This is a genomic window from Streptomyces sp. NPDC059828 (genome assembly GCF_042731955.1).
Classification (GTDB): Bacteria; Actinomycetota; Actinomycetes; order Streptomycetales; family Streptomycetaceae; genus Streptomyces.
The window spans coordinates 1-23635 of the sequence record NZ_JBHWIW010000010.1; the positions used below are offsets into that span (position 1 = coordinate 1).

At 69.3% G+C, this 23635-nt stretch carries 24 protein-coding genes, 1 tRNA gene and 2 pseudogenes; 16 read left to right on the top strand and 11 right to left on the bottom strand.

What is annotated here, in order from left to right:
• Positions 1-122: 122 nt before the first annotated feature.
• Both ACFV6V_RS08570 and ACFV6V_RS08575 read right to left on the bottom strand, forming a co-directional pair.
• On the bottom strand, positions 123-932 hold the full coding sequence (locus ACFV6V_RS08570) for a protein phosphatase 2C domain-containing protein (protein WP_385561062.1): 810 nt from the start codon (positions 930-932) through the stop codon (positions 123-125).
• 1 nt (position 933) lies between these two features.
• Positions 934-1770 carry a sigma-70 family RNA polymerase sigma factor gene (locus tag ACFV6V_RS08575; protein ID WP_385561065.1) on the bottom strand — a complete coding sequence of 279 codons (837 nt, stop codon included), beginning with the start codon at positions 1768-1770 and terminating at the stop codon, positions 934-936.
• A gap of 167 nt (positions 1771-1937) precedes the next feature.
• On the opposite strand from ACFV6V_RS08575, the gene ACFV6V_RS08580 reads away from it, so the two are divergent.
• The 10 genes from ACFV6V_RS08580 (at position 1938) to ACFV6V_RS08625 (ending at position 8283) form a co-directional block, all read left to right on the top strand.
• Positions 1938-2276 carry a hypothetical protein gene (locus ACFV6V_RS08580; protein ID WP_385561068.1) on the top strand — a complete coding sequence of 113 codons (339 nt, stop codon included), beginning with the start codon at positions 1938-1940 and terminating at the stop codon, positions 2274-2276.
• A gap of 56 nt (positions 2277-2332) precedes the next feature.
• Complete coding sequence (locus tag ACFV6V_RS08585) at positions 2333-3637, top strand: FtsK/SpoIIIE domain-containing protein (RefSeq protein WP_385561428.1); 1305 nt, start codon at positions 2333-2335, stop codon at positions 3635-3637.
• 86 nt (positions 3638-3723) lie between these two features.
• Positions 3724-3903 (top strand): hypothetical protein, encoded by a 180-nt coding sequence (locus ACFV6V_RS08590; RefSeq protein ID WP_385561070.1) that lies wholly within the window; start codon positions 3724-3726, stop codon positions 3901-3903.
• Positions 3904-3976: 73 nt separating this feature from the next.
• Positions 3977-4654 (top strand): DUF2637 domain-containing protein, encoded by a 678-nt coding sequence (locus ACFV6V_RS08595; protein ID WP_385561072.1) that lies wholly within the window; start codon positions 3977-3979, stop codon positions 4652-4654.
• A 19-nt stretch (positions 4655-4673) separates the two neighbouring features.
• Complete coding sequence (locus ACFV6V_RS08600) at positions 4674-4829, top strand: hypothetical protein (protein WP_385561075.1); 156 nt, start codon at positions 4674-4676, stop codon at positions 4827-4829.
• A gap of 23 nt (positions 4830-4852) precedes the next feature.
• The gene (locus ACFV6V_RS08605) at positions 4853-5203 is read left to right on the top strand and encodes a SpdD-like protein (RefSeq protein WP_385561078.1); all 351 of its coding nucleotides are present in this window, start codon (positions 4853-4855) and stop codon (positions 5201-5203) included.
• A gap of 93 nt (positions 5204-5296) precedes the next feature.
• Complete coding sequence (locus tag ACFV6V_RS08610) at positions 5297-5503, top strand: hypothetical protein (protein WP_385561081.1); 207 nt, start codon at positions 5297-5299, stop codon at positions 5501-5503.
• 142 nt (positions 5504-5645) lie between these two features.
• The gene (locus ACFV6V_RS08615; RefSeq protein ID WP_385561430.1) at positions 5646-6947 is read left to right on the top strand and encodes a replication initiator; all 1302 of its coding nucleotides are present in this window, start codon (positions 5646-5648) and stop codon (positions 6945-6947) included.
• Positions 6944-7156 carry a helix-turn-helix domain-containing protein gene (locus ACFV6V_RS08620; protein ID WP_385561084.1) on the top strand — a complete coding sequence of 71 codons (213 nt, stop codon included), beginning with the start codon at positions 6944-6946 and terminating at the stop codon, positions 7154-7156. The genes ACFV6V_RS08615 and ACFV6V_RS08620 overlap by 4 nt, the downstream gene beginning before the upstream one ends.
• On the top strand, positions 7156-8283 hold the full coding sequence (locus tag ACFV6V_RS08625) for a tyrosine-type recombinase/integrase (RefSeq protein WP_385561087.1): 1128 nt from the start codon (positions 7156-7158) through the stop codon (positions 8281-8283). Before ACFV6V_RS08620 ends, ACFV6V_RS08625 begins: the two co-directional genes overlap by 1 nt.
• Before the next feature lie 89 nt (positions 8284-8372).
• On the opposite strand, the gene ACFV6V_RS08630 is transcribed toward ACFV6V_RS08625, so the two are convergent.
• Positions 8373-8445 (bottom strand) — tRNA-Arg (locus ACFV6V_RS08630).
• A gap of 470 nt (positions 8446-8915) precedes the next feature.
• Here ACFV6V_RS08630 and ACFV6V_RS08635 point away from each other — a divergent pair.
• Entirely contained in the window at positions 8916-9389 is a 474-nt protein-coding gene (locus ACFV6V_RS08635) for a redoxin domain-containing protein (RefSeq protein ID WP_385561090.1), read from the top strand.
• Positions 9390-9486: 97 nt separating this feature from the next.
• Positions 9487-11169: a class I adenylate-forming enzyme family protein gene (locus tag ACFV6V_RS08640; protein ID WP_385561093.1), complete on the top strand. Its 1683-nt coding sequence runs from the start codon at positions 9487-9489 to the stop codon at positions 11167-11169.
• Here ACFV6V_RS08640 and ACFV6V_RS08645 read toward each other — a convergent pair.
• A complete protein-coding gene (locus ACFV6V_RS08645) occupies positions 11158-12429 on the bottom strand; it encodes a M6 family metalloprotease domain-containing protein (protein ID WP_385561096.1) in 1272 nt (423 codons plus the stop codon). The genes ACFV6V_RS08640 and ACFV6V_RS08645 overlap by 12 nt on opposite strands.
• Before the next feature lie 313 nt (positions 12430-12742).
• On the opposite strand from ACFV6V_RS08645, the gene ACFV6V_RS08650 reads away from it, so the two are divergent.
• On the top strand, positions 12743-13387 hold the full coding sequence (locus ACFV6V_RS08650) for a TetR/AcrR family transcriptional regulator (protein WP_385561099.1): 645 nt from the start codon (positions 12743-12745) through the stop codon (positions 13385-13387).
• Positions 13388-13605: 218 nt separating this feature from the next.
• Here ACFV6V_RS08650 and ACFV6V_RS08655 read toward each other — a convergent pair whose 3' ends face one another.
• Positions 13606-13683, bottom strand: coding sequence for a hypothetical protein (locus ACFV6V_RS08655; protein WP_385561433.1), 78 nt, complete (start codon positions 13681-13683; stop codon positions 13606-13608).
• Between ACFV6V_RS08655 and ACFV6V_RS08660 the strand changes: the two are divergent.
• Positions 13650-15022 (top strand): annotated as a pseudogene (locus ACFV6V_RS08660) (MFS transporter). The gene ACFV6V_RS08655 and the pseudogene ACFV6V_RS08660 sit on opposite strands and share 34 nt — an antisense overlap.
• Positions 15023-15214: 192 nt before the next feature.
• Here the strand turns inward: ACFV6V_RS08660 and ACFV6V_RS08665 are convergent.
• Both ACFV6V_RS08665 and ACFV6V_RS08670 read right to left on the bottom strand, forming a co-directional pair.
• A complete protein-coding gene (locus ACFV6V_RS08665; RefSeq protein WP_385561101.1) occupies positions 15215-15721 on the bottom strand; it encodes a MarR family winged helix-turn-helix transcriptional regulator in 507 nt (168 codons plus the stop codon).
• A gap of 69 nt (positions 15722-15790) precedes the next feature.
• A complete protein-coding gene (locus ACFV6V_RS08670) occupies positions 15791-16306 on the bottom strand; it encodes a GNAT family N-acetyltransferase (RefSeq protein ID WP_385561104.1) in 516 nt (171 codons plus the stop codon).
• A gap of 188 nt (positions 16307-16494) precedes the next feature.
• Between ACFV6V_RS08670 and ACFV6V_RS08675 the strand changes: the two genes are divergently transcribed.
• Entirely contained in the window at positions 16495-17499 is a 1005-nt protein-coding gene (locus ACFV6V_RS08675; protein ID WP_385561107.1) for an RNA polymerase sigma factor RpoD/SigA, read from the top strand.
• 164 nt (positions 17500-17663) lie between these two features.
• Here the strand turns inward: ACFV6V_RS08675 and ACFV6V_RS08680 are convergent, their stop codons facing one another.
• On the bottom strand, positions 17664-18650 hold the full coding sequence (locus tag ACFV6V_RS08680; RefSeq protein ID WP_385561110.1) for a helix-turn-helix transcriptional regulator: 987 nt from the start codon (positions 18648-18650) through the stop codon (positions 17664-17666).
• A 63-nt stretch (positions 18651-18713) separates the two neighbouring features.
• Between ACFV6V_RS08680 and ACFV6V_RS08685 the strand changes: the two genes are divergently transcribed.
• Entirely contained in the window at positions 18714-20303 is a 1590-nt protein-coding gene (locus ACFV6V_RS08685) for an MFS transporter (protein WP_385561113.1), read from the top strand.
• 114 nt (positions 20304-20417) lie between these two features.
• On the opposite strand, the gene ACFV6V_RS08690 is transcribed toward ACFV6V_RS08685, so the two are convergent.
• From ACFV6V_RS08690 to ACFV6V_RS08700, 3 genes and pseudogenes are all read right to left on the bottom strand, one after another.
• On the bottom strand, positions 20418-21302 hold the full coding sequence (locus ACFV6V_RS08690) for a DUF6227 family protein (protein ID WP_385561116.1): 885 nt from the start codon (positions 21300-21302) through the stop codon (positions 20418-20420).
• Positions 21303-21459: 157 nt separating this feature from the next.
• Positions 21460-22488: a P1 family peptidase gene (locus tag ACFV6V_RS08695; protein WP_385561119.1), complete on the bottom strand. Its 1029-nt coding sequence runs from the start codon at positions 22486-22488 to the stop codon at positions 21460-21462.
• Positions 22489-22604: 116 nt separating this feature from the next.
• Positions 22605-23609: pseudogene (locus ACFV6V_RS08700) on the bottom strand (low temperature requirement protein A); the annotation flags it as partial.
• Positions 23610-23635 lie beyond the last annotated feature (26 nt).

The window sequence follows — 23635 nt, forward strand, 5'->3', positions numbered from 1 at the left end:
AAGCGAACAAGCCCCACGGGGCTCCCTACGTTGTCTAGGCCCACCGTCAAGCATCACCTGGGACCAGAACGTCAGGCATCAGCTGGGATCCGACACGCTATCCGGCTTGCCGGGTCACGTTGTCAGAAGCGCAACAGGGCTGCGGTCGCGTCGTCGTGGCGCTTGCGTCGTGGCCATCGCTTGGCGTTGGGGTCGGCGTTCTCCATGGCGCGGGTGCGGTCGATCAGGCCTTCGGGGCCTTCGGCTTCGAGGTGGTGCATCGCCTCGGTCCACGTCATCTCGTGGAAGTCGTCCACTGGTCGTGCGGCCCCATCTGTTAGTAGGGCGACGGTTCGGACGTCGGCGAGTGGGACCGAACCTCTTAGGGCTTCCTCCGCTGCCTTGGGGTCGTGGGCTGCTACCCAGTAGCCCTCAGCCTGGTTCATGACGTCGCGTTGGGCGTACGCGAGTTTGTGTCGCCTGTCCGACTCCGTCAGGCCCTCCAATGAGGCTTTCATGTTGATCCGTTGGCTTTCCGTCACGTGGGAGACGCGGTGATCCGCGACGGTTTGAAGTCCATGCCGACCGTCGATCGCGATGGTTGAGTCGCTGAGCGCCAGCCATTCAAGCGAGTCCCCGCGGACTCGAACCATGGCAACGGTGGCCGTAGGCGTCATGGGATTGCTGAGATCGCAGGTCGACGCGTGCAGCTGGCGGACATGGTAAATGGAGTCCGCCAGGCACTCGATGAGGCCGGCCTGTTGCTCGACTGCCCGGCGGTGCAGATCTGTGCCGAGCTGCTGGACGAACCACGGCACCCCGTGAAGACATCCGGTGCTCAAGCCATCTGGGATGCCCGCTCCGTCGAGTACGACTGCGACGTCCGGGCTGGCGATGACGAAGTCTTCGTTCTCTCGGCCTGGCCTGGGTGAGCTGGCGAACGAGACACGCATGTCAGGCGGCTTCGTGCCGGAGGATCTCGGTTACGGCTCGCGTGCCAGCGATTCGCTTGCTCCCGGCTTCGTAGTCACAGCCGATGACCATGGAGAACGGCTCGCTACCGACCTGTTCGTAGAGCTCTGCGAGGTGACCGGACAGGTAGTGGGCAACACCCAGCGACCCAACCGCGTGCACACCGGCGATCAGCAGGAAAGTACCTTGACTATCCGGCCTCGGCAGACGCCCGAGATAGGCGACGTCCCCGCACTCCGGATCGCTTGGCTCGTCGCTCGGTGACGTGTAGACCTGATGGCTTTCGCGGTCGATCAGCGCCCACCTGCCGTCGTCCAGTGTCTCGAACGACAGTCGGGGGTCGGCCCCCAAGGCCGCGGCGGTGACCGGTGACGTTTTCGGGCCGCAGACGACGACCATGCCCTCGCGGTTGAGGTCGATAGCTCCGGAGGTGGGGATGTACTCGAGCTCTCCGTCGAGCTGCATTCGGTGCGCCAGATTGATCAGTTGCTGACCCGTGGCGCTGTCCTCGATGGCTACGTAGTCACGTTCGCCCGGCCGCTGCGGGACCGCGACGTGCACACGGTCGACGCCCAGGAACGCGCGCTCGGTCGGCGGGCCAGCGTCCTTGAGCTGGGCAACGCGAGCGCGGCTGACTCCCATGAGCTTGGCGACATCGGCCATGGACAGGCCGCTCTGACGCAGCCAGGCGATGCTCTCTTTACGCATCCGAGAGGTCTCTACGACAGCGGCTTGCAGCTCTTCCATCAGCTCAACTGCGGCCTTCACTCGAAGGCCGTGATCCTTGATGGCTGCTACACGTCGGACTTCATCAATCATTGCCCGACGCCTCCGATCTGACGCAGGGCGGATGGCTTCACACCCCGATGATAAGGGGGGCTTGACACTCGCGCCAGGCGGGTGCATCTTAGTGTTAACCCCCCCTTAGCAACCGCTGAGAGGGCGCCCTGGGTGGTAACCCCCCCTTATCGGCAGGAGTTCCCTTCATGCCTAGCTTCAAGATCGACACTTCGACTGCTGTGGTGTTCGTTGCGGTTGAGCCGAAGCACAAGGTCATCAACAAGGAGTCCGGCGAGATCGCCGTTGACCGGGAGACCAAGGCCAAGATGATGACGGTCGGCCTGACCATCGCGGACGAGGGTGAGGCGAACCTCTTCACCGTCTCGGTTCCGGAGACCGGCGTCCCGGCGGGAATCACGCTCGGTATGCCGGTGAAGGTCGTCGGCCTCAAGGCCCGGGACTGGGAGAACACGTTCAACGGTGAGAAGCGGTTCGGGATCGCGTTCCGTGCTGTCGCGCTGGTCGCCCCCTCTGCGAAGGGCTGAGCCCGGTGTCCGGGGGCGTGCTGTTAGCGCTGGCGGTCATAGCCGTCGCGCTGTTGATGGTGGCCCGGGTCAAGGCCCCGGCCCTGTACTGGACTCTGGTGGGTCTTCCGGCCGCGCTGTACCGGGTCCTGTCGTCCTACCGGCAGACCATGGAGGCCTGTGAGCTGACTGTGGCCCCGCCGTGGTGGCGGGTGTTCGCCAAGCGGGCCACCGGCGCCGAGGAGCCTCGCCCGGGCATTCCGAGGATTCGCGGAATCAGCCCCACGCGTACGGGGCTTCGGTTGCGGCTGCGGCTGGCTGCGGGGCTGGAGCCGGATGATGTGGTGAAGTCCGCGGTCCGGCTGCGGCACGCCTGGGGCGTCTACTCGGTGCACGTGGCCGAGATCAAACCGGGTGTGGTCGACCTGCGGATGACCGGCTTCGACATTCTCGCCCGGGTGCGGATGCCGCGCCGCCTCGCCCCGGGGCCCTTGGCTGCCGTCGTGGGGCTGCGGGAGGACGGTCTGCCGTTCGTCCGTGACTACACGGCGATCCCGCACGGTCTGACGCTGGGTGCCAACAAGTCGGGCAAGTCGATGTATCAGCGCTGCCTGATCAAGGGGCTTGCTCCGCTGCATGTGGCGCTGGTCGGGATCGACTGCAAGCGCGGTGTGGAACAGACCCCGTTCGCCCCGCGCCTGTCGGCCCTGGCGACCACTCCGGATGATGCGGACGGGCTGCTTGATGCGCTCGTGGGTGAGATGGAGGACCGGTTCGACCTGCTGTGCCTGCACCAGGGCATCACGCCCGGCACGGCGTTGGAGGACATCACCTCCGACATCTGGGATCTGCCGAAGAAGATCCGGCCCGTCCCGGTCGTGGTCCTGGTCGATGAGATCGCCGAACTGTTCCTGACCGCCTCCAAGACGGACATAGCTCGGCGGGATCGCATGGTCACCCAGCTGGTGCGCCTGGCCCAGCTCTCCCGCGCGGTCGGTATCCACCTGGAGATCTGCGGGCAGCGCTTCGGCGCCGAACTCGGTAAGGGCGCTACCGCTCTGCGTGCTCAGCTGACCGGCCGTGTGGTGCACCGCTGCAACGACCGCCAGACCGCCGAAATGGGTCTCGGCGACATCAACGACCTCGCTGTCGTGGCAGCCACGAGCATCCCGGCCGAACGCCCTGGGCTGGCGATTGCCGGGGACTCCTCCGGTGGCTGGTCCCGCATCCGCACCCCTCGCACGAGCCTGGGTGAAGCCGCTGCCGTCTGCCGCGAGTTCGCCCACCTGACTCCGCTCCTGCCAACGCTCGCCGCTTGGCGCCCGCAGCCCGCGGACCCGGTCGAGGTCCTGGCCCCCGAGCCCGCTGCGGCTTCCTCGTAACACCCCCGCCCCACCTGGTCGGCGCGATCACCTTCGCGCCAGGTCCCTACCCGAGCCATGCCCGAACCCCGACAGGAGGCGCCGCCATGGCTGCCAGGAAGACCACCGCCCGCACCACACGGGCGAAGAAATGCCCGGACTGCAAGGGCACCGGCGAGACCACCGAAACGGTCCGCGTCGGCTCCGTCCGCAATTCCCACGAGACCACCGACCGCCAGGCCGCCCTCTGCCTGACCTGCCTCGGCACCGGCCACGCCACCAACTAGCCGCTCCCCGCCCGGGGCTGGACGACAGCATCGCCCGACCCCGGCTTCAACCCCATTGAAGGAGGTGAAGACCATGATCCGATCGATCCGTCCGGATGCCGTGCTGGTACAGGCCGTGATTGCCGGTGCGCTCTCCTTCGCCCACCTGCACGACCTGGCTGCCGCTGCCGGACAGGACGGCTGGAAGGCCTGGGCCTACCCCGTCTCAGTCGACCTGCTCCTCGTCGCCGCCTGGCACCGCCTTCGCACCCTACGCACAAGCGGTGCCCACACCTGTGCGGCATGGACCTGGTTCACCGTCGCGCTGACCGCATCCCTCGGAGCCAACGTCGCCACCGCAGGACTCCTCGACCTGAACGACGTACCCGACTGGCTGCGCATCCTCGTCGCCGGATGGCCTGCCCTGGCCTTCCTCGGCGGCACCCTCCTCGTCCACACACCCCCCGCCACCGCTGAGCCCGGGCCGGTTGCCATGCCGGCCGAACCGCCAGCCAACCCCACGCCTGCGTTCGAGCCGGTGGCGGATGCGGTCGAGCCCGCCGAACCCGTCCCTGCCCTGCCCGCACCCGTCATCGAGCCGGAACGGGAGCCGGAGCCGGTGAACGTGCCGCCCGCGCTCGTCGACCACGCCCGCAAGGTCGCCGATGCCCACCGCGCCCAGACCGGCACCCCGATCGATGCGGACACCTTGCGCGATCGCCTCGGCCTGCCCGCCCCGATGGCTGACCAGCTCGCCGCCCAACTCGCCTGAATCCGGAAGGAGACCCGTCGTGGACGTGCCGCTCTGGCTCGCGCTGATCGTCGTCGGCTGGCTCGGCCTCAAGCTCATCCGCCCGCCCTGGTGGCTCGTCGCCGTGCTCCTGCTCGGCGGCTACCTCCTCGCCGACAGCCTGCTTGCCCCCGCAATCAGCCCCGTCATCAAGTAGCCCGCCCGGAAGGGAGAACCCCCGTGTTCCAGCCCCGCATCCCGGTCAATCCGCTGCCCACCGGCACCACGATCCCGCTCACCCCGACCAGCGTCACGCCCGGTGCCATCGAGCCCCACCTCGACACGGCCCCGTGCGCCTGCCAGCACCACACCTCGGCACCGGCGTCTGTCGCGCCTTCGGCTGGTCCGTCGGTACGGCTGTCCCCGGCCCAGTTCGCGGCCGTGGTCGGCGGTGGGGCTGCCGTGGTCCTGGTCGTCGGCGCGGTCCTGGTCTCGCTGCTCCTGGCCCTCGCCGTCACCGGCGTCTCCGTCGCGATCTGCGCAGTAGTCCTGCGCTCGCTCCTGAACGACTCCCGGCGCCAGATGCGCTGACCGGCCCTCCGGGCGGCCCTGAAACCGCCAAGTCTCCGCCACCCGGACGGCCATGCCCCTGCCCGAACCACTGATCCGGAAGGAATCCACATCATGCCCCAGCACCGCCCTGCCCAGACCCGAGTGTGCCCGGCCTGCGACGGCTTCGCCTCCGTCGCCATCACCCTCGGCGGCCGCAACCGCGCCGGACACCTCAACACCATCACCGCCCACTGCAAGCCCTGCGACGGCACCGGCACCCTCCCCTCCGCCCGCGCCCTGCTCCGCACCGCCGCGACCGCAGCTTTCAACCGCCGCTGACACGCACTGGCCGGGGCACTGCCCGCCACCCACGGCGGCCGGTGCCCCGGCCCTCCCCATTGCAGAGGAGGAACCCTCGTTGACCACGGCCACGACTGCACCGCCGGTAAGTGATCTCGCCTTCCTCGCGGGCCTGGGCACCATGCCCGAACTCGTCCGCCAGCTCCGCAGCCTGGGCGGCTGCACCACCCCGATCCGCCTCGACGGCCACCGCACCGAACACGCCCTCAACACCGCCACCGGCGAGATCGGCCCCGTCCTGCACCACCTGAACGCCGCCGACATGCCCGCCGGGAACCTGCTGGTCCGATGCAACAACCGCCGCGCCACCCGGTGCCCGGCCTGCGCGGAGACCTACCGCCGCGACACCTACCAACTGATCACCGCCGGACTCCGCGGCGGCAAAGGCACCCCCGAAGCAGTCGCCACCCACCCGCGCGTGTTCGCCACGTTCACCGCCCCCAGCTTCGGCCCCGTCCACAACCGTCCCACCCGCGGTCAATGCCGCTGCGGCACCCAGCACCCCGACGACGCACCCGAGTTAGGCACACCCCTTGATCCCGACACCTACGACTACGAAGCCGCAGTTCTCTGGAACGCGCACGCCTCCAAGATCTGGGCCCGCTTCTCCATCTACCTGCGCCGCGAAGTCGCCAAGCGCGCTGGACTCACCCAACGCGACTTCGCCGATCACGCCCGCATCTCGTTCGCCAAGGTCGCCGAATACCAGCGCAGGGGTGCCATCCACTTCCACGCGGTCATCCGCCTCGACGGACCCACCGGCAGCGACGACCCACCACCGCCCTGGGCCACCGCGGAACTCCTCACCGACGCCATCCGCGCCGCCGCGTCTGCTGCCGAGGTGCCTGGCCCGGTCGTCGATGGCCGCGCCCACGCCTTCGCCTTCGGCCGCCAGCTCGACATCCGCACCATTCGCACCGCCGACTTTGGCGGTCCGACCCAGCTGACCGACAAGGCGGTTGCCGCCTACATCGCCAAGTACGCCACCAAGGGAGCCGAGACCGCGACCGGCACTCTCGACCGCCCCGTCCGGTTCATCGCCGAACTCGCCCGTATGAACCTCTCCCAGCATGCTGAGCGGCTGATCCGCACCGCCTGGGCCCTCGGGGCACGCAAAGACCTGGAAGACCTGCGCCTGCGTGCCTGGGCCCACATGCTCGGCTTCCGCGGCCACTTCTCCACCAAGACCCGCCGCTACTCCACCACCCTCGGCGCCCTCCGGGCCGCCCGCGCCGAATGGCGACGCCTGCAAGCCGCCATCGCCCTCGGTGACCAAACGCCTGTGCCGGCCGATGCGGACAGTGACGACACCACACTCGTCCTCGCCCACTGGGTCTACGCCGGTGTCGGCCTCACCCGCGGTGAGGAATGGCTCGCCGCCGCATTCACACCCGACGAGATCGAAGGAGACACCGCCGTATGACCGACCGACTGCTCAGCGTGGACCAAGTGGCCGAACTCCTCGGTACCACCGTCCGGTTCCCCCGGCGCCTGATCGAGGAGCGTCGGATCACGTTCGTGAAGGTCGGCCGACATGTCCGCATCCCCGAGAGCGCCGTTGCCGACTTCGTCACGGCACACACTGTCGAGCCGGTGACGGTCCGGCGCGCCGCTCTTCGGAGGGCTGCCTGATGGCCAACAAGAAGGGCAACCGTCGACGCTTCGGCGCGGTGCGTCAGCTGAAGTCGGGTCGATGGCAGGTGCGCTACCGCGACCCGGCCACGGGACAACTCCGCAGCGCAGAAAAGACCTACGCGTCCAAGACCGACGCTGAGGTGGCGCTGACGCACATCGAGGCCGACATCTCCCGTGGGCAGTGGGATGACCCGGACAAGGGGGCTGTGCCGTTCGCTCAGTTCGCGGATGCCTGGCTGCGGGACCGCAAGCTGGCCGACCGGAGCAGGGAGCGGAACGAGGCGGTGATCAGGCTGCACATCAAGCCGACATTCGGTGCCGGGACGCTGGCCGATGTCACCACATCGCGCGTCCGAGCCTGGCGCGGGAATCTGCTTGCTGCGGGCGTGGGGGAGCCGACCGTCGTCAAGGCGTATCAGATCCTCCGGGCCATGATGAACACGGCCGTTGACGACGAACTGATCCGTCGCAATCCGTGTCGGGTCAAGGGAGCCGACCGTTACGACGTGCCTGAGCGTCCGGTGTTGACCGTGGACGAGGTCTACGCCGTGGCCGATGCCATCACCCCTCGCTACCGCCTGCTCGTGCTGCTCGCGGCCTTCACCACCCTGCGGTTCGGTGAGCTGGCGTCCCTGCGCCGCCGCGACATCGACGTGACTGGGCGCGTGGTCCTGGTCCAGCGGGCTCAGGCAGAAATGCAGGACGGCAAGCTCTTCGACAAGGCTCCCAAGTCGGCGGCTGGTGTCCGTCCCGTCGCCTTCCCGGACGAGATCCTGGCCGACGTGACCGAGCACCTGGAGCACTGCGCGGGTGCTGGCCGGGACGGTCACGTCTTCCTCGGGCCCCAGGGAGGCCGACTCCGTCGCAGCAACTTCCGGGACGACTGGATCAAGGCACGCACGAAGGCGGGCATCACGGCTGACGTCCACTTCCATGATCTGCGGCACACGGGGAATACCTTGGTCGCCGCCGGGGCGAGCACCCGGGAGCTGATGACCCGCATGGGCCACAGCACCGCGCGGGCTGCGCTGATCTATCAGCACATGACGGCTGACCGGGACCGCGCCATTGCTGACCGGCTGGGAGCGATGATCCGCCAGAGCAACGGGGGAGCGGAGTCCTAGCGGGCATCTGGCACGTGTGTGGCACGGCCGCGATCATGCGAAAGGGCCAGTTCGAGAGGATCAAGCCTCTGAACTGGCCCTTACTGCTGTGCCCCCGGCAGGATTCGAACCTGCGACACCCGCTTTAGGAGAGCGGTGCTCTATCCCCTGAGCTACGGAGGCGTGGATCTTCAGCCATGAGGCCGAGTCCACTGGTCAGCACTGCTGCCCGAGAAGAACCCCGCCAACGGCTGACCAGGGAACAGGGTAGCGGATGACCATCCCCTAGGAGGCCCTGGTTTCCTTGGCCGGCTGGCAGGGGCGCCCTTACCAGCATGTTTGCCGTCGAGAGGTGTGGACGGCCGCCGTTTGCCGGGGTGTGCCAGGTCGCTTCGCCTCGTCGGCCCAGGCGCCAGACTCGGGAGGTGTGCGCGGGGTGGCCGGTCGCGGAGGCCGGGGAGCGGGTCGGTGGTCTCTCCCGGTATCAGGTCCCGGGGGTTGCGGGGTGGTTGGAGCGACGTGGCGGTCGGTGGAGGTGGGGGCGATGTCGAAGCTGAGAGTGCGGCGGAGGCCGCGTACGAGATTTTGGACGAAAGGGGGCAGCTGTCCGATGCTGGTTTCCGCCCGAGCCGGGCATGGATGAGGGGGCTTTTGTGCGACGCACCGTTGAAACCACCGAGGGACCTGTCAGCGTTCCCTCGACCGAGCACCCGTGGACGGTGCTGTTCTTCATCACCGAACCGGGGATCGGGGAGGTGCTTCCGGAGCTCGCGGGGTGCACCACAGGGCTGTGCTCCGTGCGGGACGAAGCCACCGCCTTTGCCCGTGCGGGGGCCAGAGTGCTCGGGGTGAGTGCGCATGCGCCCGGGCATCTGGCGGAGTTCGCCGCGGTCAGGGAGCTCGGCTACCCCCTGGTGGGTGACGGCGATCTGGCGCTCGGGCGGGCGCTGGGTGTGCCGGAGGTGCGGGTGGGGGAGCGGCGGCTGTTCGCTCGGGCCGGGGTCGTGCTGGACCGCGAGGGGCGGGTGCGGTCGTTGGTCCATCCGGTGCCGGAGCCCGAGCGGCACGCCGGGCTTGTCCTGGAGCGGCTGCGTGAGCTCGTGGAGGCCGGACGGCCCGCCAGATAGGTGCGCCATGCATGGACCTTGACCGGGGGCTGACCGGAGCCTAGGGTCGAGCGCCGGGCCAAGCGAGCGCTTGGACGACACGACTGAGGGGGCGGGCGTGGCGCACTCCGATTCCGGTGCTGACTTCAGTTTTCTCACCGCGCCCGGTGCGCCCTTCGCCGTCGTGGACGGTGCCTACGCTTCGGGGCCGCGCACCCTGCGCGAGTTCGTAGAGACCACCTGGGCATTCGGCGAGCGGCCGTTCATGGTCGCCGAGAGCCGTACGTATACATACGGGGAGTTCTTCGCCGCCGCGTCCGCTCTGGCCAACCGCCTCATCGACGGATACGGACTGCGGCCCGGCGACCGGGCCGCAGTCGCGATGCGCAACCACCCCGAGTGGCAGGTCGCCTTCTGGGCGACGCAGCTCGCTGGGCTGGTGGCGGTGCCGCTGAACGCCTGGTGGACCGAGGACGAGTTCACGTATGCCCTCGACGACTGCACCCCCGAGGTGTTGCTGGTCGACGGGGAGCGGCTGCCGCGTGTCGGGAAGTGGGCGCGGGGCCGGGCCCGAATCGTCGTGTTCCACCACGAGGGGCCCGCAGCGGACCTCGGCGAGGGCGTCGAGCGGTACGAGGACCTGCCCGCGCTGCCCGACCCCGCCGCGGCGCCCGCGCCCCCGGACGTGGACATACGGCCGGAGGACGATGCCACGATCAGCTACACGTCCGGCACGACGGGCCGCCCCAAGGGGGCCGTGGCCACCCAGCTCGCTCAGGCCGGGGCCGTGATGAACCCTCGCTACACCGCCGCCCTGTCCGCGCTCGCGAAGGGCATGGTCCCCGGGCAGGGGCCCACGCCCGTGAACCTCATGACCTTCCCGTTCTTCCATGCGGCGGCCTTCACCACCCTGTACTCGCTGATGTCCGTCGGCGGGACGGTCGTGCTCATGCGCAAGTGGGACGCGGAGCAGGCGCTGGCCCTGATCGAGAGGCACCGCGTCACCCACTACTCCGGCGTGCCCACCACCGCGCTCCAGTTGCTCGACGCCGCCGAGCGGCGGGGCGCGGCACTGGAGAGCCTCACGCACCTCAACACGGGTGGCGCCGCCGCTCCGCCCGGCATCGTCGCGCGGCTCATGGCCCGCTACGGGCAGGGCATCGAGCCGCGCAACGGCTACGGGCTCACCGAGACCTGCGGTGGGGTGACGGCGAATTTCGGCGCCGAGTACCGCGCGCACCCCGGAAGCGTCGGGCGGGCCACCCCCGCCACGGAAGTGCGGATCGCCGGGCCGGACGGGCAGGCGCTGACGGAGGGCGAGGTCGGCGAGCTGTGGCTGCGCGGACAGTCACTGGTGCGCGGGTACTGGCGGGATGCCGAGGCCACGGCCGCCGCGTTCACCGAGGACGGCTGGTTCAGGACGGGTGACCTCGCGACCGTGCGGGACGGCGGTCTGATCACGATCGTGGACCGCATCAAGGACATGATCATCCGTGGCGGGGAGAACGTGTACTGCGTCGAGGTCGAGGCCGTACTGCACGATCACCCGGATGTCGCCGACGCGGCCGTGCTCGGTGTGCCGCACCCCGTACTCGGCGAAGAGGTGGCCGCGGTGGTGCGGCTGCGGGACGGGGCGGCCGTCACAGCTGACGAGCTGCGTGCGCATGTGGGTGGGTGCCTTGCCGCGTTCAAGGTGCCGGTGCACATCGTCGTACGGGATGCGCCGCTGCCCCGAAACGCCACCGGGAAGATCCTCAAGCGGGAGCTGCGAGCTCAGATCATTCCCGCATCAGGGGCGTGAGACCCGCACCCTGTAGATGCCCTTCGCGTTCTCGGACATGACCGTGATGCGGATCCCGTTCCGGTTGTCCTCGAACGACTCGCCCGGGCGGTACGGCGCGTCCGACAGCTCCGCGTGCACGTTGGGACGTCTGGTGCAGCCGCCGCTGTCCTGATCACTGTCCGCGACCTGCACCGGTCCCTGTCCCGTGTCCACGTCCGACTCCACGCGGTAGATGAGGACTCCCGGCTCGCAGACCGCCTCGTCGTTGCCGTCCCGCGTGCGGACCTCGACCGCGTACCCGGCTTCGGCGCCGAGCGGTACGAAGACCAGCTTGCGGCCCCCGGTGGTGGCGAGCGGCGTGAGCGCGTAGTCCTTGATCCCGCTCGCGGACGCGCAGCTCACCTGGTTGTTGTCGAGCCAGCCCAGTTTCCACTTGTGCCAGCCCAGCAGGTCGTTGTTGGCACCCCAGTCCTCGGACATGATGTCCCAGTGGCCGACCGCGCCGCCGCCCTCCGAGGTGTAGAGGTCGGGCAGGCCGAAGACATGGCCGTTCTCGTGGGGGAGCACCCGGAAGCCGTTCGCGTCGTAGGACCCGGAGCCGTCGTCCTGGCGGCTGTAGACGAACGAGGTGTTGGACAGCGGCACACCGTCCGCGTACGGCGCCTCATGGTTGCCGGAGAAGGTCACGGACAGCACGGTGTCCAGCGCCGAAGGCCCGGCATTCGGGGTGACCAGCACGTTGACCAGGTCGTATGCGCTGAAGTCCACGTGCGGGTCGGCCATGGTGATGATGTCCTGCACCAGCTGCCTGTAGCCCGGTTCGTACGGTGAACCGCGGTCTATCCCGTACGCGGCGAACGGCATGGGCATCCGCAGCCAGCTCGGCAGCGGGGTCTCCGGGCGATAGCTGAGGCGGCCGTACGAGCTGGTCGCGAACCACTTCTGGGTCGCGGGGAAGAACTCCGCGAACCGGTCCAGCGCCGAGCCCTGCCCCTCCGCGTCCGGGAAGTCGACCATGATGTTGAGGGCGCGAACCTCGCCCGTCGAGCGAACGTATCCCGAGGGTGTCGGCATGCCCTCCGACATCTGCACGCCCATGGTGGCGCTGATGCGGCAGGGGCCCAGCGCCGCTTCCTCGGCCGTCGTCACCGGGCTGCCGGCGGATGTGCGGTGGGAGCCGGGAAGGTGCGAGCTCGCCGTGGCCAGGGCGCCCAGGGTCAGCGCCGCGAGGGCGCCGAGGGTGCTGGGCCTGCGTATCCGGCGGCGGGGATGCTGCATGCGATCGCCTTCCGGGTACGCGGCAGCCGGCCGGTCCTCGACTGCTCTCCGTTCGATCAGCCTGGGTCGGGTGCGGGGTGGGCGCGCGCCGGGTGGGCCGATCGTGGGACACGCCGAGGAGGGGGAGGTGGAGGGCGCCGGTGGGGGCCGATGCTCGAACACGTGATCTGAATCACTGGAAGAATCCCCGCCGGTGCGAAATAACCGGGGACTGAATCCCCGTTTGCATCGGTGTCCTCGCGAAACGGGGATTCAGTCCCCGATTGCGGTGACGAAATGACGAAGTGACACCAGAGAGGGAGGGGAGCGGGCCATGAGCACCGCCACGACAGAGGGTCGCGCCACCCGGCCCAGGGCCGACGCCCTGCGCAACCGGGAGCGGATCGTGACGGCGGCCCGCGAGATGTTCGTCGAGCTCGGGCCGGACGTGCCGCTCGACGAGGTCGCCCGGCGAGCCGGCGTCGGCAACGCCACCCTCTACCGGAACTTCCCCGACCGGGCCGCCCTGGTCCACGAGGTCGTGCTCAGCGTCATGCGGCGCACCACCGCCCGGGTGGAGGAGGCGGCCGCGGCCGAGGCGGACCCCTTCGCCGCGCTGGTGCGCTTCGCCCACGCGGCGGCCGACGAACGGATCGGCGCGCTGTGCCCGGTCCTCTCCGGCGCGTTCGACAAGGACCACCCCGAACTGCTCGCCGAAGGCCACCGGCTCGAAGCGTCCGTACAGGGGCTCGTCGAGCGGGCCCAGACGGCGGGCAGGCTGCGGCCGGACGTCGCCGTCGGGGATCTGATGGTGGCGCTCTCCCAGCTCACCCGGCCGCTGCCCGGGACGGGGTGCCTGGACATGGACCGCTTCGTCCACCGTCATCTCCAGCTGCTGCTGGACGGACTCGAAGCACCGGCGCGCTCCGAACTGCCGGGTGCACCGGCGACGTTGGAGGACCTGAGGACGGCGCCGTGAGGCGCGGCTGCTGAGCTTCCTCCCCGCCTTCCCCCCGGTCGCCCTCCCGGTCTTTCTTCCGGTCGCCCCGGCCTTCCTTTCGACCCCCTGCCTGCCTTCTGACCGACTGCTCTGACTACTCGACTTTTGTACGCTCGCGCACTCCTAGGTGGCTCCACGCATGTCAAAAACGACCGATACCCGGCTTCCCGACCCCAGTCGCTGGAAAGCGCTGGTCTTCATTGCCCTCGCCCAGCTGATGGTCGTGCTCGACGCGACCATCGTGAACATCGCACTGCCGTCGGCCCAGACGGCACTCGGAATATCCGACGGCAACCGGCAGTGGGTCATCACGGCCTACGCCCTCGCCTTCGGCGGACTCCTGCTCTTCGGCGGGCGTATCGCCGACCTGTGGGGCCGTAAGCGCACCTTCGTCGTCGGGCTGCTCGGCTTCGCCGCCGCGTCCGCCATCGGTGGCGCCGCCACCGGCCAGGCGATGCTGCTCGGTTCGCGCGCCCTCCAGGGTGCCTTCGGCGCGCTGCTCGCGCCCGCCGCGCTCTCGCTGCTCGCGGTGATGTTCACCGACGCCAAGGAGCGGGCCAAGGCCTTCGGGATCTACGGCGCGATCGCCGGTGGCGGTGGCGCGGTCGGGCTGATCCTCGGCGGCTTCCTCACCGAGTACCTCGACTGGCGCTGGACGTTCTACGTCAACATCCCCTTCGCGATCGTCGCCGCCGCGGGCGCGTACTTCGTGATCCGCGAGCCGGCCGGTGGCCGCAACCGCTCGCCGCTGGACATCCCCGGCGTCGTGCTGTCGACCCTCGGGCTTGTGGCACTCGTCTACGCCTTCACCCGCGCCGAGTCGGACGGCTGGTCCGACTCGATCACGATCGGCCTGTTCGTCGCCTCGGCGGTGCTGCTCGCGGCGTTCGTGTTCACCGAGTCCCGGGTGCGTTCGCCGCTGCTGCCGCTGCGCGTGCTGATGGACCGCAACCGCGGCGGTGTCTACCTCTCGCTCGGACTCGCCGTCATCGCGATGTTCGGCCTGTTCCTCTTCCTCACGTACTACCTCCAGGTCGTGAAGGGGTACTCCCCGGTCAAGACGGGCTTCGCCTTCCTCCCGATGATCGCGGGCATGATCACGGGCTCCACGCAGATCGGTGCCCGGCTGATGACCCGGGTGCCTGCGCGGCTCCTCATGGGCCCTGGCTTCCTGCTCGCGGCGACGGGCATGCTGTTGCTGACCCAGCTGGAGATCGACTCCTCGTACACGACGCTGATCCTGCCCGCGCAGCTGCTGCTCGGACTCGGTATGGGTACGGCGTTCATGCCCGCCATGTCGCTGTCGACGATCGGCGTCGAGGCCCGTGACGCGGGTGTCGCCTCCGCGATGGTGAACACCTCGCAGCAGGTCGGCGGCGCGATCGGGACGGCCCTGCTGAACACCATCGCCGCCTCCGCGACCACCTCCAGCTCCAGGGCATGGTGCACGGCTACTCCAGCGCCATCTGGTGGGCCGTCGGCATCCTGGCCGCCGCCTCGGCCGTCGCCGTCACGTTCATCAACGCGGGGCGACCGGACGGTGCGGCGCAGGTGGACGTCGCTGCCGGCGGTGGCGTCGAGGACGAGGTGAAGATCCCGGTCGTCGCGCACTGAGGCGGTACGACTGAGGCGGTACGGCACGGCGGGTGCCGAGCGGTGTACGACCCGACCGGCTGCAAGGGCCGGTCGGGTCGGCATTCACCGGCCCAGCCGGGGTGTCGCCGCCTTCGTCAGCTTCCGTCAGCGCAGGGCGTCGCCGGTTCTCGTCGGCGCAGCCGGGGCGCCGCCGGCATGGGCGTTCTTTCGTCAGCGCAGCCAGGGCAGGTCGGCTCCGGTGCCGTCGGGCTGGAGACCGTCCGTCATGATGCGCGTGATCTCGCCGAGTTGGCGCACCTGGTCCGGGGTGAGCCGGTCGAAGATCGCCTGCCGTACGGCGGCCACATGGCCGGGCGCCGCCTTCCTCAGGACCTCGTACCCCTCGTCGGTGAGGCAGGCGTGCTGGCCACGCCGGTCCGACGCGCAGTCCTCGCGGCGCACCCAGCCGTTCCCTTCCATACGCGCGATCGCGTGCGAGAGCCGGGACCTGGTGATCTTGGCGTCCTTGGCGAGCTCCGTCATCCGCATCCGGCGGCGTGGTGCCTCGGAGAGCTGGACGAGCAGACCGTAATAGATGTGCGGCATGCCCGCGTCCCGCTGGAGCTGGCGGTCGAGACTGTCCTCGAGGAGGCGTGTGGCGTGCAGGTAGGAACGCCACATCCGCTGCTCATCGGGGCTGAGCCAGCGGGGGTCGCCCGCATTGGATGCCGTGGTCATGTATCCACTCTACGAGCCCATCATTGAATGTTGAACTAGATCTGGCGTGTGTGACGGGTTCGCGCGCCCTTACGCCCGCTCGGAACGGCGCAGCTCCTTCTCGTACCAGGCCACGTCCCAGTACCTGCCGAACTTCCGGCCGACCTGCCCGAACGTACCGACGTGGCGGAAGCCGAAGCGCTCGTGGAGCCTGACCGACGGCTCGTTCGGCAGAGCGATAGCCGCGTAGGCGCGATGCAGGTCCTCGCTCGCGAGGGCGTGGAAGAGCGCGTCGTAGAGGAGCGTGCCGATGCCCTGCCCCGCGGCCTTGGGCGCCAGATAGACGGACACCTCGACGGAGGTGCCGTAGGCGGGTTTCGGGCGGAAGGGGTTGCTGGACGCGTATCCGAGCAGGCGGCCAAGGTGGTCGTCCGAGGCAACCAGAAGACGGTGAGGGCCGTCTTCGGGGTGGGAGTGCAGCCAGGGGCGGCGCTGCTCGGGGGTGAACACGGCGGTGTCGAAGGTGATGGCCGTTTCGCGCACGTAGTGGTTGTAGAGCTCGGTGAGGGCCGGGAGGTCACCCTCCGAACCCGCTCTGACCTGCACGTCCGTGTGCTGTTGTGGTATCTGTTCCCCCTTTGAGCGGCGCAGGATACTGCAAGATCACAAAAATCCCTGAGACGCCTGGGAATTCTGTCCGGTTTCCAGTCGTTGTTTCCCTCGGATGCAGGGCACCCGAAAGACTCAAATGGGTGTCGCGACCTACTCAGTACCGACTCAGTAAGGGAGCACGCATGGCAACCCGTGCCGTCGCCCGTCGTCAGTCCGCCAGCAGTGGCGCCAGGGCTGATGGGGCACGCAGCGTTCGCGCCGTGGGCGGGGAGATCGCCGACCGCGACCTGGTCGGCATGTATCTCGACGAGATCGCGCGCACGCCGCTGCTCGACGCCGCCAGGGAGGTCGAGCTCTCCCAGACCATCGAGGCGGGTGTGTACGCCAGGCAGATCCTCGACGGTGAGGCAGAGAGCGACGCGGGCGGTGCCGCACGCGAGGAGCTGGAGGCGCTCGTCGACGAGGGTGAGCGCGCCAAGGACGTGTTCATCAGGTCGAACCTGCGCCTGGTGGTAGCCGTGGCGCGACGCTATCCGCGCAGTGGGCTGCCGCTGCTGGATCTGATCCAGGAGGGCAACGCCGGTCTGGTGCGCGCGGTCGAGAAGTTCGACTACACCAAGGGCTTCAAGTTCTCCACGTACGCCACGTGGTGGATCCGTCAGGCCATCACCCGTTCCATAGCCGACCAGTCCCGCACGATCCGGCTGCCCGTCCACCTGGTGGAGGAGCTGGGCCGGATCCGCCGTGTGCAGCGCGAGTTCAACCGCGAGCACGGACGCGATCCGGAGCCGGCCGAGGTGGCGGAGGAGCTGGGCTCGACGCCGGAGCGGGTCACGGATGTGCTCGACTGGGCGCGTGATCCGGTCTCGCTGAACATGGCGGTGGACGACGAGGGCGAGACCCAGTTCGGTGACCTGCTCGAGGACACCTCGGCCATCTCACCGGAGCAGTCCGTGCTGACGCTGCTGCGCAGTGAGGAGCTCGAGGACCTGATCGCCCGGCTCGACCACCGCACGGCCTCGATCATCCGCATGCGCTACGGCATCGAGGACGGCCGTGAGCGCACACTGACCGAGGTGGGCAAGGAGCACGGTCTGACGCGCGAGCGCATACGCCAGATCGAGAAGCACGCGCTGCTGGAGCTGAAGCGGATGGCCCGGGACACCGGTTTCGACGCGGCGGCGTAGCGCAGCGCTGCGAGGCGGCGGCGCACCCCCTCATGAGCGGACCCCGGCACCCTCCCCCCGGTGCCGGGGTCCTTCTGTTTCTTGCCGGGTCTTCTGTTTCTTGCCGGGCCTTGCTCGGTCTTTGTCTTTCTGTTTCTTCTGGGCCCTGCTGCATCTTGCGTCCTTCAGGTCCCCGTACCTTGCGAACCGCGCTCCGCGGCGCGGGTCAGCCGTGCGCCGAGTCTGGTGAGGTAGCCGGACAGCTCTGCCGGACCGTGCACGGTGAACTCGCAGTCCATCAGGGCGAGTCGTAGCGCCAGCCACTCCAGCGAGTCCTGCGCGCGGGTGCGGAGGCGGCAGCTCTCCGGCCCGGTCGCCTCGGGCGTGCCGAGGTAGTCGGGGAGCTGGGCCGCGACATACTCCGCCGAGGCGTCGAAGCTCACGTCCAGCGCGTGCTCGGGCTGATTGCGGAACATCGAGTGCGTCACGAACGTCTTGGCGTCCCAGCCCTCGGGCACCGTGCGCGGTGTGAAGCGGGCGCCCGTCGCGAAGGGCTCGCTGACCCGGTCGACCCGGAACGTCCGCCAGTCCTCGCGTCCGGTGTCGTACGCGACCAGGTACCAGCGCCGCCCCGTCGAGACCAGCCGGTACGGCTCCACCAGACGCCTCGTCTCCGTGCCGTCCCCGGCGCGGTAGCCGAAGCGCAGCCGCTCGCGGCCGGTGACCGTCGAGGCGATGGCGGTGAGGGTGTGCGGGTCGACGGTGGCGCCGTCGCCGCGGGTGAGCGGGATCATCGCGTTCTGGAGTGTCGAGACCCGGTGGCGCAGGCGGGACGGGAGCACCTGCTCGAGCTTCGCCAGGGCCCGTACGGACGCTTCGTCGACGCCCTCGATGGCATGCCCGGCACCGGCACGCAGACCCACCGCGATGGCGACCGCCTCCTCGTCGTCCAGCAGCAGCGGAGGCATGGCCGCCCCCGCGACCAGCCGGTATCCGCCCGCGGCCCCCTTGGACGACTCGACCGGATAGCCGAGGTCACGCAGCCGGTCGATGTCCCGCCGAATGGTGCGCGGACTCACCTGGAGCCGGTCGGCGAGCTCACTGCCCGGCCATTCGCGCGGCGTCTGGAGGAGGGACAGCAGATTCAGCAGTCGTGCCGGGGTGTCTGTCATATGCGCCACATTGCCAGTCTTCTAGGACATCACCTGACCTATATCCCGCATAGGTTTCTCGCCATGAGCTCCCAAGCCGCCGTGCCCGCTACGGCCACGCCCAACCCCTTGCCCGACCCTGAACGAGCCCCGGATCAGGCGGCGGACCGGCGCCGCTGGATCGCCCTGGCCATCGTGATGACCGCGGCATTCATGGACCTGGTCGACGTCACCATCGTCAACATCGCGATCCCGAGTATCGAGCGCAGCCTTGAGGCGTCGTTCGGGGCCATCCAGTGGATCACCGCCGGATACGCACTGGCGTTCGCCGCCGGTCTGATCACGGGCGGCCGGCTCGGCGATATCTTCGGCCGCAGGCGGATGTTCCTCATAGGCATCTCGGGCTTCACGCTCGCCTCCGCGCTGTGCGGCTTCGCGGTGGGCACGGAGATGCTGGTCGGGGCTCGCCTGCTCCAGGGTGCGATGGCGGCGATGATGGTGCCGCAGGTGCTCGCGATCATCCATGTGACCTTCCCGGCACATGAACGCGGCAAGGTCTTCGGGATGTTCGGCGCGGTCGTCGGGCTCGGCGCGGTGTCCGGACCGCTGCTGGGAGCGCTGCTGACCCAGTGGAACCTCTTCGGTCTCGAGTGGCGGCCGATCTTCCTGATCAATCTCCCGGTCGGTATCGCGGGCGTCATCCTGGGCCGGAAGTTCATCACCGAGTCGCGCGCCGAGAAGGCCCTTCGGCTCGACCTGATCGGTGTCGTGCTCGCCACGGCAGCACTGCTGATGCTGATCTATCCGCTGACGCGCGGCCGCGAGCTGGACTGGCCGCTGTGGGGGCATCTGTGCATGGCGGCGAGCCCGGTCATGTTCGCGGTGTTCGTGGCCTACGAGCGGTACAAGACGCGCAAGGACGGTTCGCCGCTGGTCGAGCTGTCTCTGTTCCGGGTGAAGAGCTTCGCCGCGGGTATCGCGGTGCAGCTGACCTTCGGTGTGGTCATGGGGATCTTCTTCCTGGTCTGGACGCTGTACATGCAGATCGGTCTGGGCTGGAGCCCGCTGAGGTCCGGACTGACCGGGGTGCCGTTCTCCATCGCGGTGTCGCTGGCGGCCGGCCTGTCGGTGCAGCAGCTGGTGCCGCGTTTCGGACGCAAGGTGCTCCAGGCGGGCGCGCTGACCATGATGGCGGGGCTGCTGCTCTACATCTGGGAAGCCGACCGCTACGGCACGGGGATCCACTCCTGGCAGATGATCGCCCCGCTGGTGGTCATGGGCCTCGGCATGGGGCTCATCGTGGCTCCGCTGACCGATGCGGTGCTGTCCGATGTGCCGCGCGAGCACGCCGGTTCGGCGTCCGGGTTGATCAACACCACCACCCAGACGGGCAACGCACTGGGCCTCGGCCTGGTCGCGGTGGTCTTCTTCGGGGTGATCGACGATGCGCGGCCGACATCGCCGGCCGCCGTGGGGACGGCGTTCTCCGACGCCTTCGAGCACTCCCTGTGGTGGGTCGCCGGAGTCCTCGGAGTGATCTTCCTGGTGATGTTCGCACTGCCGGCTCGGCCGAAGCAGCACCTGGAAGCCGGTGCGGTCGAGGACGCGGCCGAGGCCGCGACAGGCACCGGGCTTCCCGAGCAGCGGCAGGAGGAGCCGGTGCCGGCCAAGTAGGGGGCATGTGAGGGCAGGTCGTCAGGGCGGGTACGGAGCCCGGCGCCGGAGCACCGCTCCGGGCGCCGGGCTCCTCCCGTGGTTGTTAGCCGAACGCATCCGCTCGGTACCGGATCAGCGCACCCGGGCGCGAGCACGGAGCTCGATCGCGCCGCGTGCCGTGCGTTCGTCCGTGTACACCTCGCACATATGACGGCCGTCCGGGGTCGCCGTGTGCTCCACTTCCCACAAACTCAGCTCGGTGCCGTCGAGCAGCAGGAACGCGTGCTCGTAGAGCGTGAAGCCCGATCCTCGGCCGCCCATGAAGCACTGGCGGCCGAACGCCTGGCTGATGTGGTGAGCGAAGGCGGCACGCAGCAGTCGTGCCGTGTCCTCGCCCGGCCGGTCCGGGTTCTCGGCCCGGCGCAGTAATCGGCGTGCGTGGTCGGGCGAGTTGTCCGGTTCGTAGGTGCGCGGAGGTGCGGCCCCTGGCCCTGCGAGCAGTTTGCCGAGCAGCTCCAGATCGGCGTCCAGATCGTCCACCGTCTCGTCCGCAGCGCCGTCCGTGTCGCCACCGTCACCGGCGCCGCCGACCCCTTCGACGCTGTTCGGGCTGCCCGTCCGCGCTTCGCGGCCCGTGCCGTCTGCGGGGTGAGCGCCGTCTGCGCTGTCTGCGCTGTCCGCATCGTCCCGCCGGTCCGGACGCATGGCCCTGAGCCGGGACGCGGCGACGCGCGCCTCCACCTCCTCCGCGTACACCTCGTGCTGCTCGACACCGTCCCGCCCGTTGTTGTGCACGAGCTCCCAGAGGGTGAGGGAAGAGCCGTCGGCCAGCAGATACGTATGTCGGTAGGTCGACCGGTGCAGCCCCGCGCTGTGGAGCGAGGAGTGGAGCGAACTGGCGTGCGCCAGCGCGGATTCGAGCCGATCGACCGCGGTGTCGGGAAGGTCGAAGGAGTTGAGTGCCCGACCCAGGAGCCGCTCGAGGTGCGTCTCGGTTGTCTCGTACGGATCGTTCAAGGTGGTTCTCCGGATCTCCAGGCCGTTGCCACACGTCACTTGGTGACTGCTTAACGTAGTCCCTGGGTCGGACATCGCGTCCCGGGTTCGGGAAAACGAACGGGACATGACGCAAAGTTTCCGCGTGTCCTTGTTTGCTCCTCCTCGTTTGTTCCGCTCAACATGCGTACAGCTCGCGGTACGACGGGAAGTCGCCCCCTCGGCCGGTTGTCGTCGTAGCGGCCAGCATGGCGCGCACAATTGCCCGCGTCACCACGTCCGCGCCCGCCGCGAGCACGGGGTTGAGCGCGAGCGGGGCGGCATCCAGCGGGCGCGCCCCGGTTGCGAGGGTGAACACCGTGTCCCCGTCGTTGAGCAGATGGACCGGGCGGACGGCGCGCGCGATTCCATCGTGCGCCGTCCCTGCGAGCTTCTGCGCCTGGGCGCGCGTGAGTTCTGCGTCGGTGGCGACGACGGCGAGGGTGGTGTTCAGCGGAGGCGCCCCTTGGGCGTCCGCCGCCTCGGCGAGACGGTGCAACGCCCCCGCGTGCACCTCCGCGGAAGGGAACACGGGCCGTTCCCCCGTGAAGTACCGCCCGTAGAGCACACCGGTATCCGGATCGACGGCGGAGCCCGCTGCGTTGACCACGACGAGCGCGGCGACAACGGTCCCGTCGGGCAGCCGCGTGCTCGCCGTGCCGACACCACCCTTGACCCGCCCCACCACCGCGCCGGTCCCGGCGCCGACGCAGCCCTCCTCGACGGGGGCGCCCGGCTCCGTGCGCGCTGCCGCCTCCACTGCTGCCCGACCGGTCTCCGCACCGGGCCTGGCTCGCCAGTCACCTCCTCGTCCCAGGTCGTAGACACAGGCGGAGGGGACCACCGGGACGACCTGTCCCGGCTCACGCCCGGCGGGGACACCCCGACCCTGCTCCTCCAGCCACGCCATCACCCCGGACGCGGAGTCCAGCCCGAATGCGCTGCCACCGGTCAGCACGACCGCGTCGACGCGCTGTACGAGGTTGCGGGGGTCGAGCGCGTCGGTCTCGCGTGTGCCCGGCCCTCCACCGCGTACGTCGACGGCGGCGACCGCCCCGCCTTCGGGGGCCAGGACGACCGTGGTGCCGCTGAGCGCGCAGGGCCCGGGAAGACGGGCATGTCCGACCCGGAGGCCGTGCACATCGGTCAGTGCGTCGTTGAGTGCCATGGCTTCTGCGTATCACGGGAGTCGCCCCAACTGCCGGGCTCTCTTCCTGCCTTGCCGGTCCTCGGCCACCTGGACCGGAACGGGCGGGCGCCCCCGCGTCACACGGTCGTCATCGCTCATACCTCCATTTCCGGTAGGGCAGGGGACTCCGCTGTCTCCGGGTGCCTGCTCGCCAGGGTCACCCCGAGCGCCACGGTGGCCGCCGTCACGAGCCCGGTGGTGAGCACCGCCCAGTGCCCGGCGAAGGTGCAGGCGAGGACGAGCGGTACCGAGACCGGCAGCAGCAGTTGCTGTGCGGTGGTCCTCTTGAAGTGCCGGGCGTGCAGATACCAGACGGTGAGCAGGAAGAGCGCCGTGGGTATCGTCACCGCCGCCGAGGCTCCGAGCAGCGGGATGTGCACCTTGCCCACGGACTGCTCCACGGCCACCTCCAGGCCCGCACCGATCGCTGCGGCCGAAGCGAAGATCAGGAAGTGCCCGTAACCCCAGGGTATGGACTCGCGGTTGCCTCTCAACCGCTCGTGCACGGGGACCGAGAAGTAGATCCACCAGGCCGAGAAGATGATGAGGATGCCGCCTGCCGCGATGGGTACCAGCTCACCGAACTCCTCGACCTCCCCCAGCACGGACTGGACGCCGATGGTGGCCGCGAACATCGTCTCGCCCAGCACGATGATGGTGAACAGGCCATAACGCTCCGCGATGTGGTGCGGATGCCAGGGTGTCTGGTGGCCGCGCTCGGCGAACACCGGCACCAGCAGTTCGGCCGCAGCGACGACCAGGAACAGCCAGCGCCTGGCGCCGTCCGGCGCGCTCAGCAGAGCGATCCAGGCCGCCTGGCAGACGACCACGCCGACGGCGTACACGAGGGCGGTGCGGCGGGCGGGGCCCGGGGACTCGGACGCGGCCGCCCGCAGCCACTGCGCGGTCAGCGCGATCCGCATCACGACATAGCCGATGACGGCGATCGTCCAGTCGTTCTCGTTGAACGCCCGGGGCACGCCCGCCGCATAGATCAGCACTCCGCAGATCTGCACCAGAGTGGCGATCCGGTAGGGCACGTCGTCGCAGTCGTAGGCGGACGCGAACCAGGTGAAGTTCATCCAGGCCCACCCGTGGCCTAACGGTGCAACACCACCACTGACCT

What these genes read in the sequence shown, in the direction of transcription:
- ACFV6V_RS08645 (WP_385561096.1), bottom strand. Translation starts at nt 12,429, where the DNA reads ATGCAGCATCCCCGCCGCCGGATACGCAGGCCCAGCACCCTCGGCGCC.
- ACFV6V_RS08570 (WP_385561062.1), bottom strand. Translation starts at nt 932, where the DNA reads ATGCGTGTCTCGTTCGCCAGCTCACCCAGGCCAGGCCGAGAGAACGAA.
- ACFV6V_RS08580 (WP_385561068.1), top strand. Translation starts at nt 1,938, where the DNA reads ATGCCTAGCTTCAAGATCGACACTTCGACTGCTGTGGTGTTCGTTGCG.
- ACFV6V_RS08575 (WP_385561065.1), bottom strand. Translation starts at nt 1,770, where the DNA reads ATGATTGATGAAGTCCGACGTGTAGCAGCCATCAAGGATCACGGCCTT.
- ACFV6V_RS08685 (WP_385561113.1), top strand. Translation starts at nt 18,714, where the DNA reads ATGAGCTCCCAAGCCGCCGTGCCCGCTACGGCCACGCCCAACCCCTTG.
- ACFV6V_RS08595 (WP_385561072.1), top strand. Translation starts at nt 3,977, where the DNA reads ATGATCCGATCGATCCGTCCGGATGCCGTGCTGGTACAGGCCGTGATT.
- ACFV6V_RS08590 (WP_385561070.1), top strand. Translation starts at nt 3,724, where the DNA reads ATGGCTGCCAGGAAGACCACCGCCCGCACCACACGGGCGAAGAAATGC.
- ACFV6V_RS08695 (WP_385561119.1), bottom strand. Translation starts at nt 22,488, where the DNA reads ATGGCACTCAACGACGCACTGACCGATGTGCACGGCCTCCGGGTCGGA.
- ACFV6V_RS08620 (WP_385561084.1), top strand. Translation starts at nt 6,944, where the DNA reads ATGACCGACCGACTGCTCAGCGTGGACCAAGTGGCCGAACTCCTCGGT.
- ACFV6V_RS08625 (WP_385561087.1), top strand. Translation starts at nt 7,156, where the DNA reads ATGGCCAACAAGAAGGGCAACCGTCGACGCTTCGGCGCGGTGCGTCAG.
- ACFV6V_RS08675 (WP_385561107.1), top strand. Translation starts at nt 16,495, where the DNA reads ATGGCAACCCGTGCCGTCGCCCGTCGTCAGTCCGCCAGCAGTGGCGCC.
- ACFV6V_RS08610 (WP_385561081.1), top strand. Translation starts at nt 5,297, where the DNA reads ATGCCCCAGCACCGCCCTGCCCAGACCCGAGTGTGCCCGGCCTGCGAC.
- ACFV6V_RS08585 (WP_385561428.1), top strand. Translation starts at nt 2,333, where the DNA reads ATGGTGGCCCGGGTCAAGGCCCCGGCCCTGTACTGGACTCTGGTGGGT.
- ACFV6V_RS08680 (WP_385561110.1), bottom strand. Translation starts at nt 18,650, where the DNA reads ATGACAGACACCCCGGCACGACTGCTGAATCTGCTGTCCCTCCTCCAG.
- ACFV6V_RS08665 (WP_385561101.1), bottom strand. Translation starts at nt 15,721, where the DNA reads ATGACCACGGCATCCAATGCGGGCGACCCCCGCTGGCTCAGCCCCGAT.
- ACFV6V_RS08650 (WP_385561099.1), top strand. Translation starts at nt 12,743, where the DNA reads ATGAGCACCGCCACGACAGAGGGTCGCGCCACCCGGCCCAGGGCCGAC.
- ACFV6V_RS08615 (WP_385561430.1), top strand. Translation starts at nt 5,646, where the DNA reads ATGCCCGAACTCGTCCGCCAGCTCCGCAGCCTGGGCGGCTGCACCACC.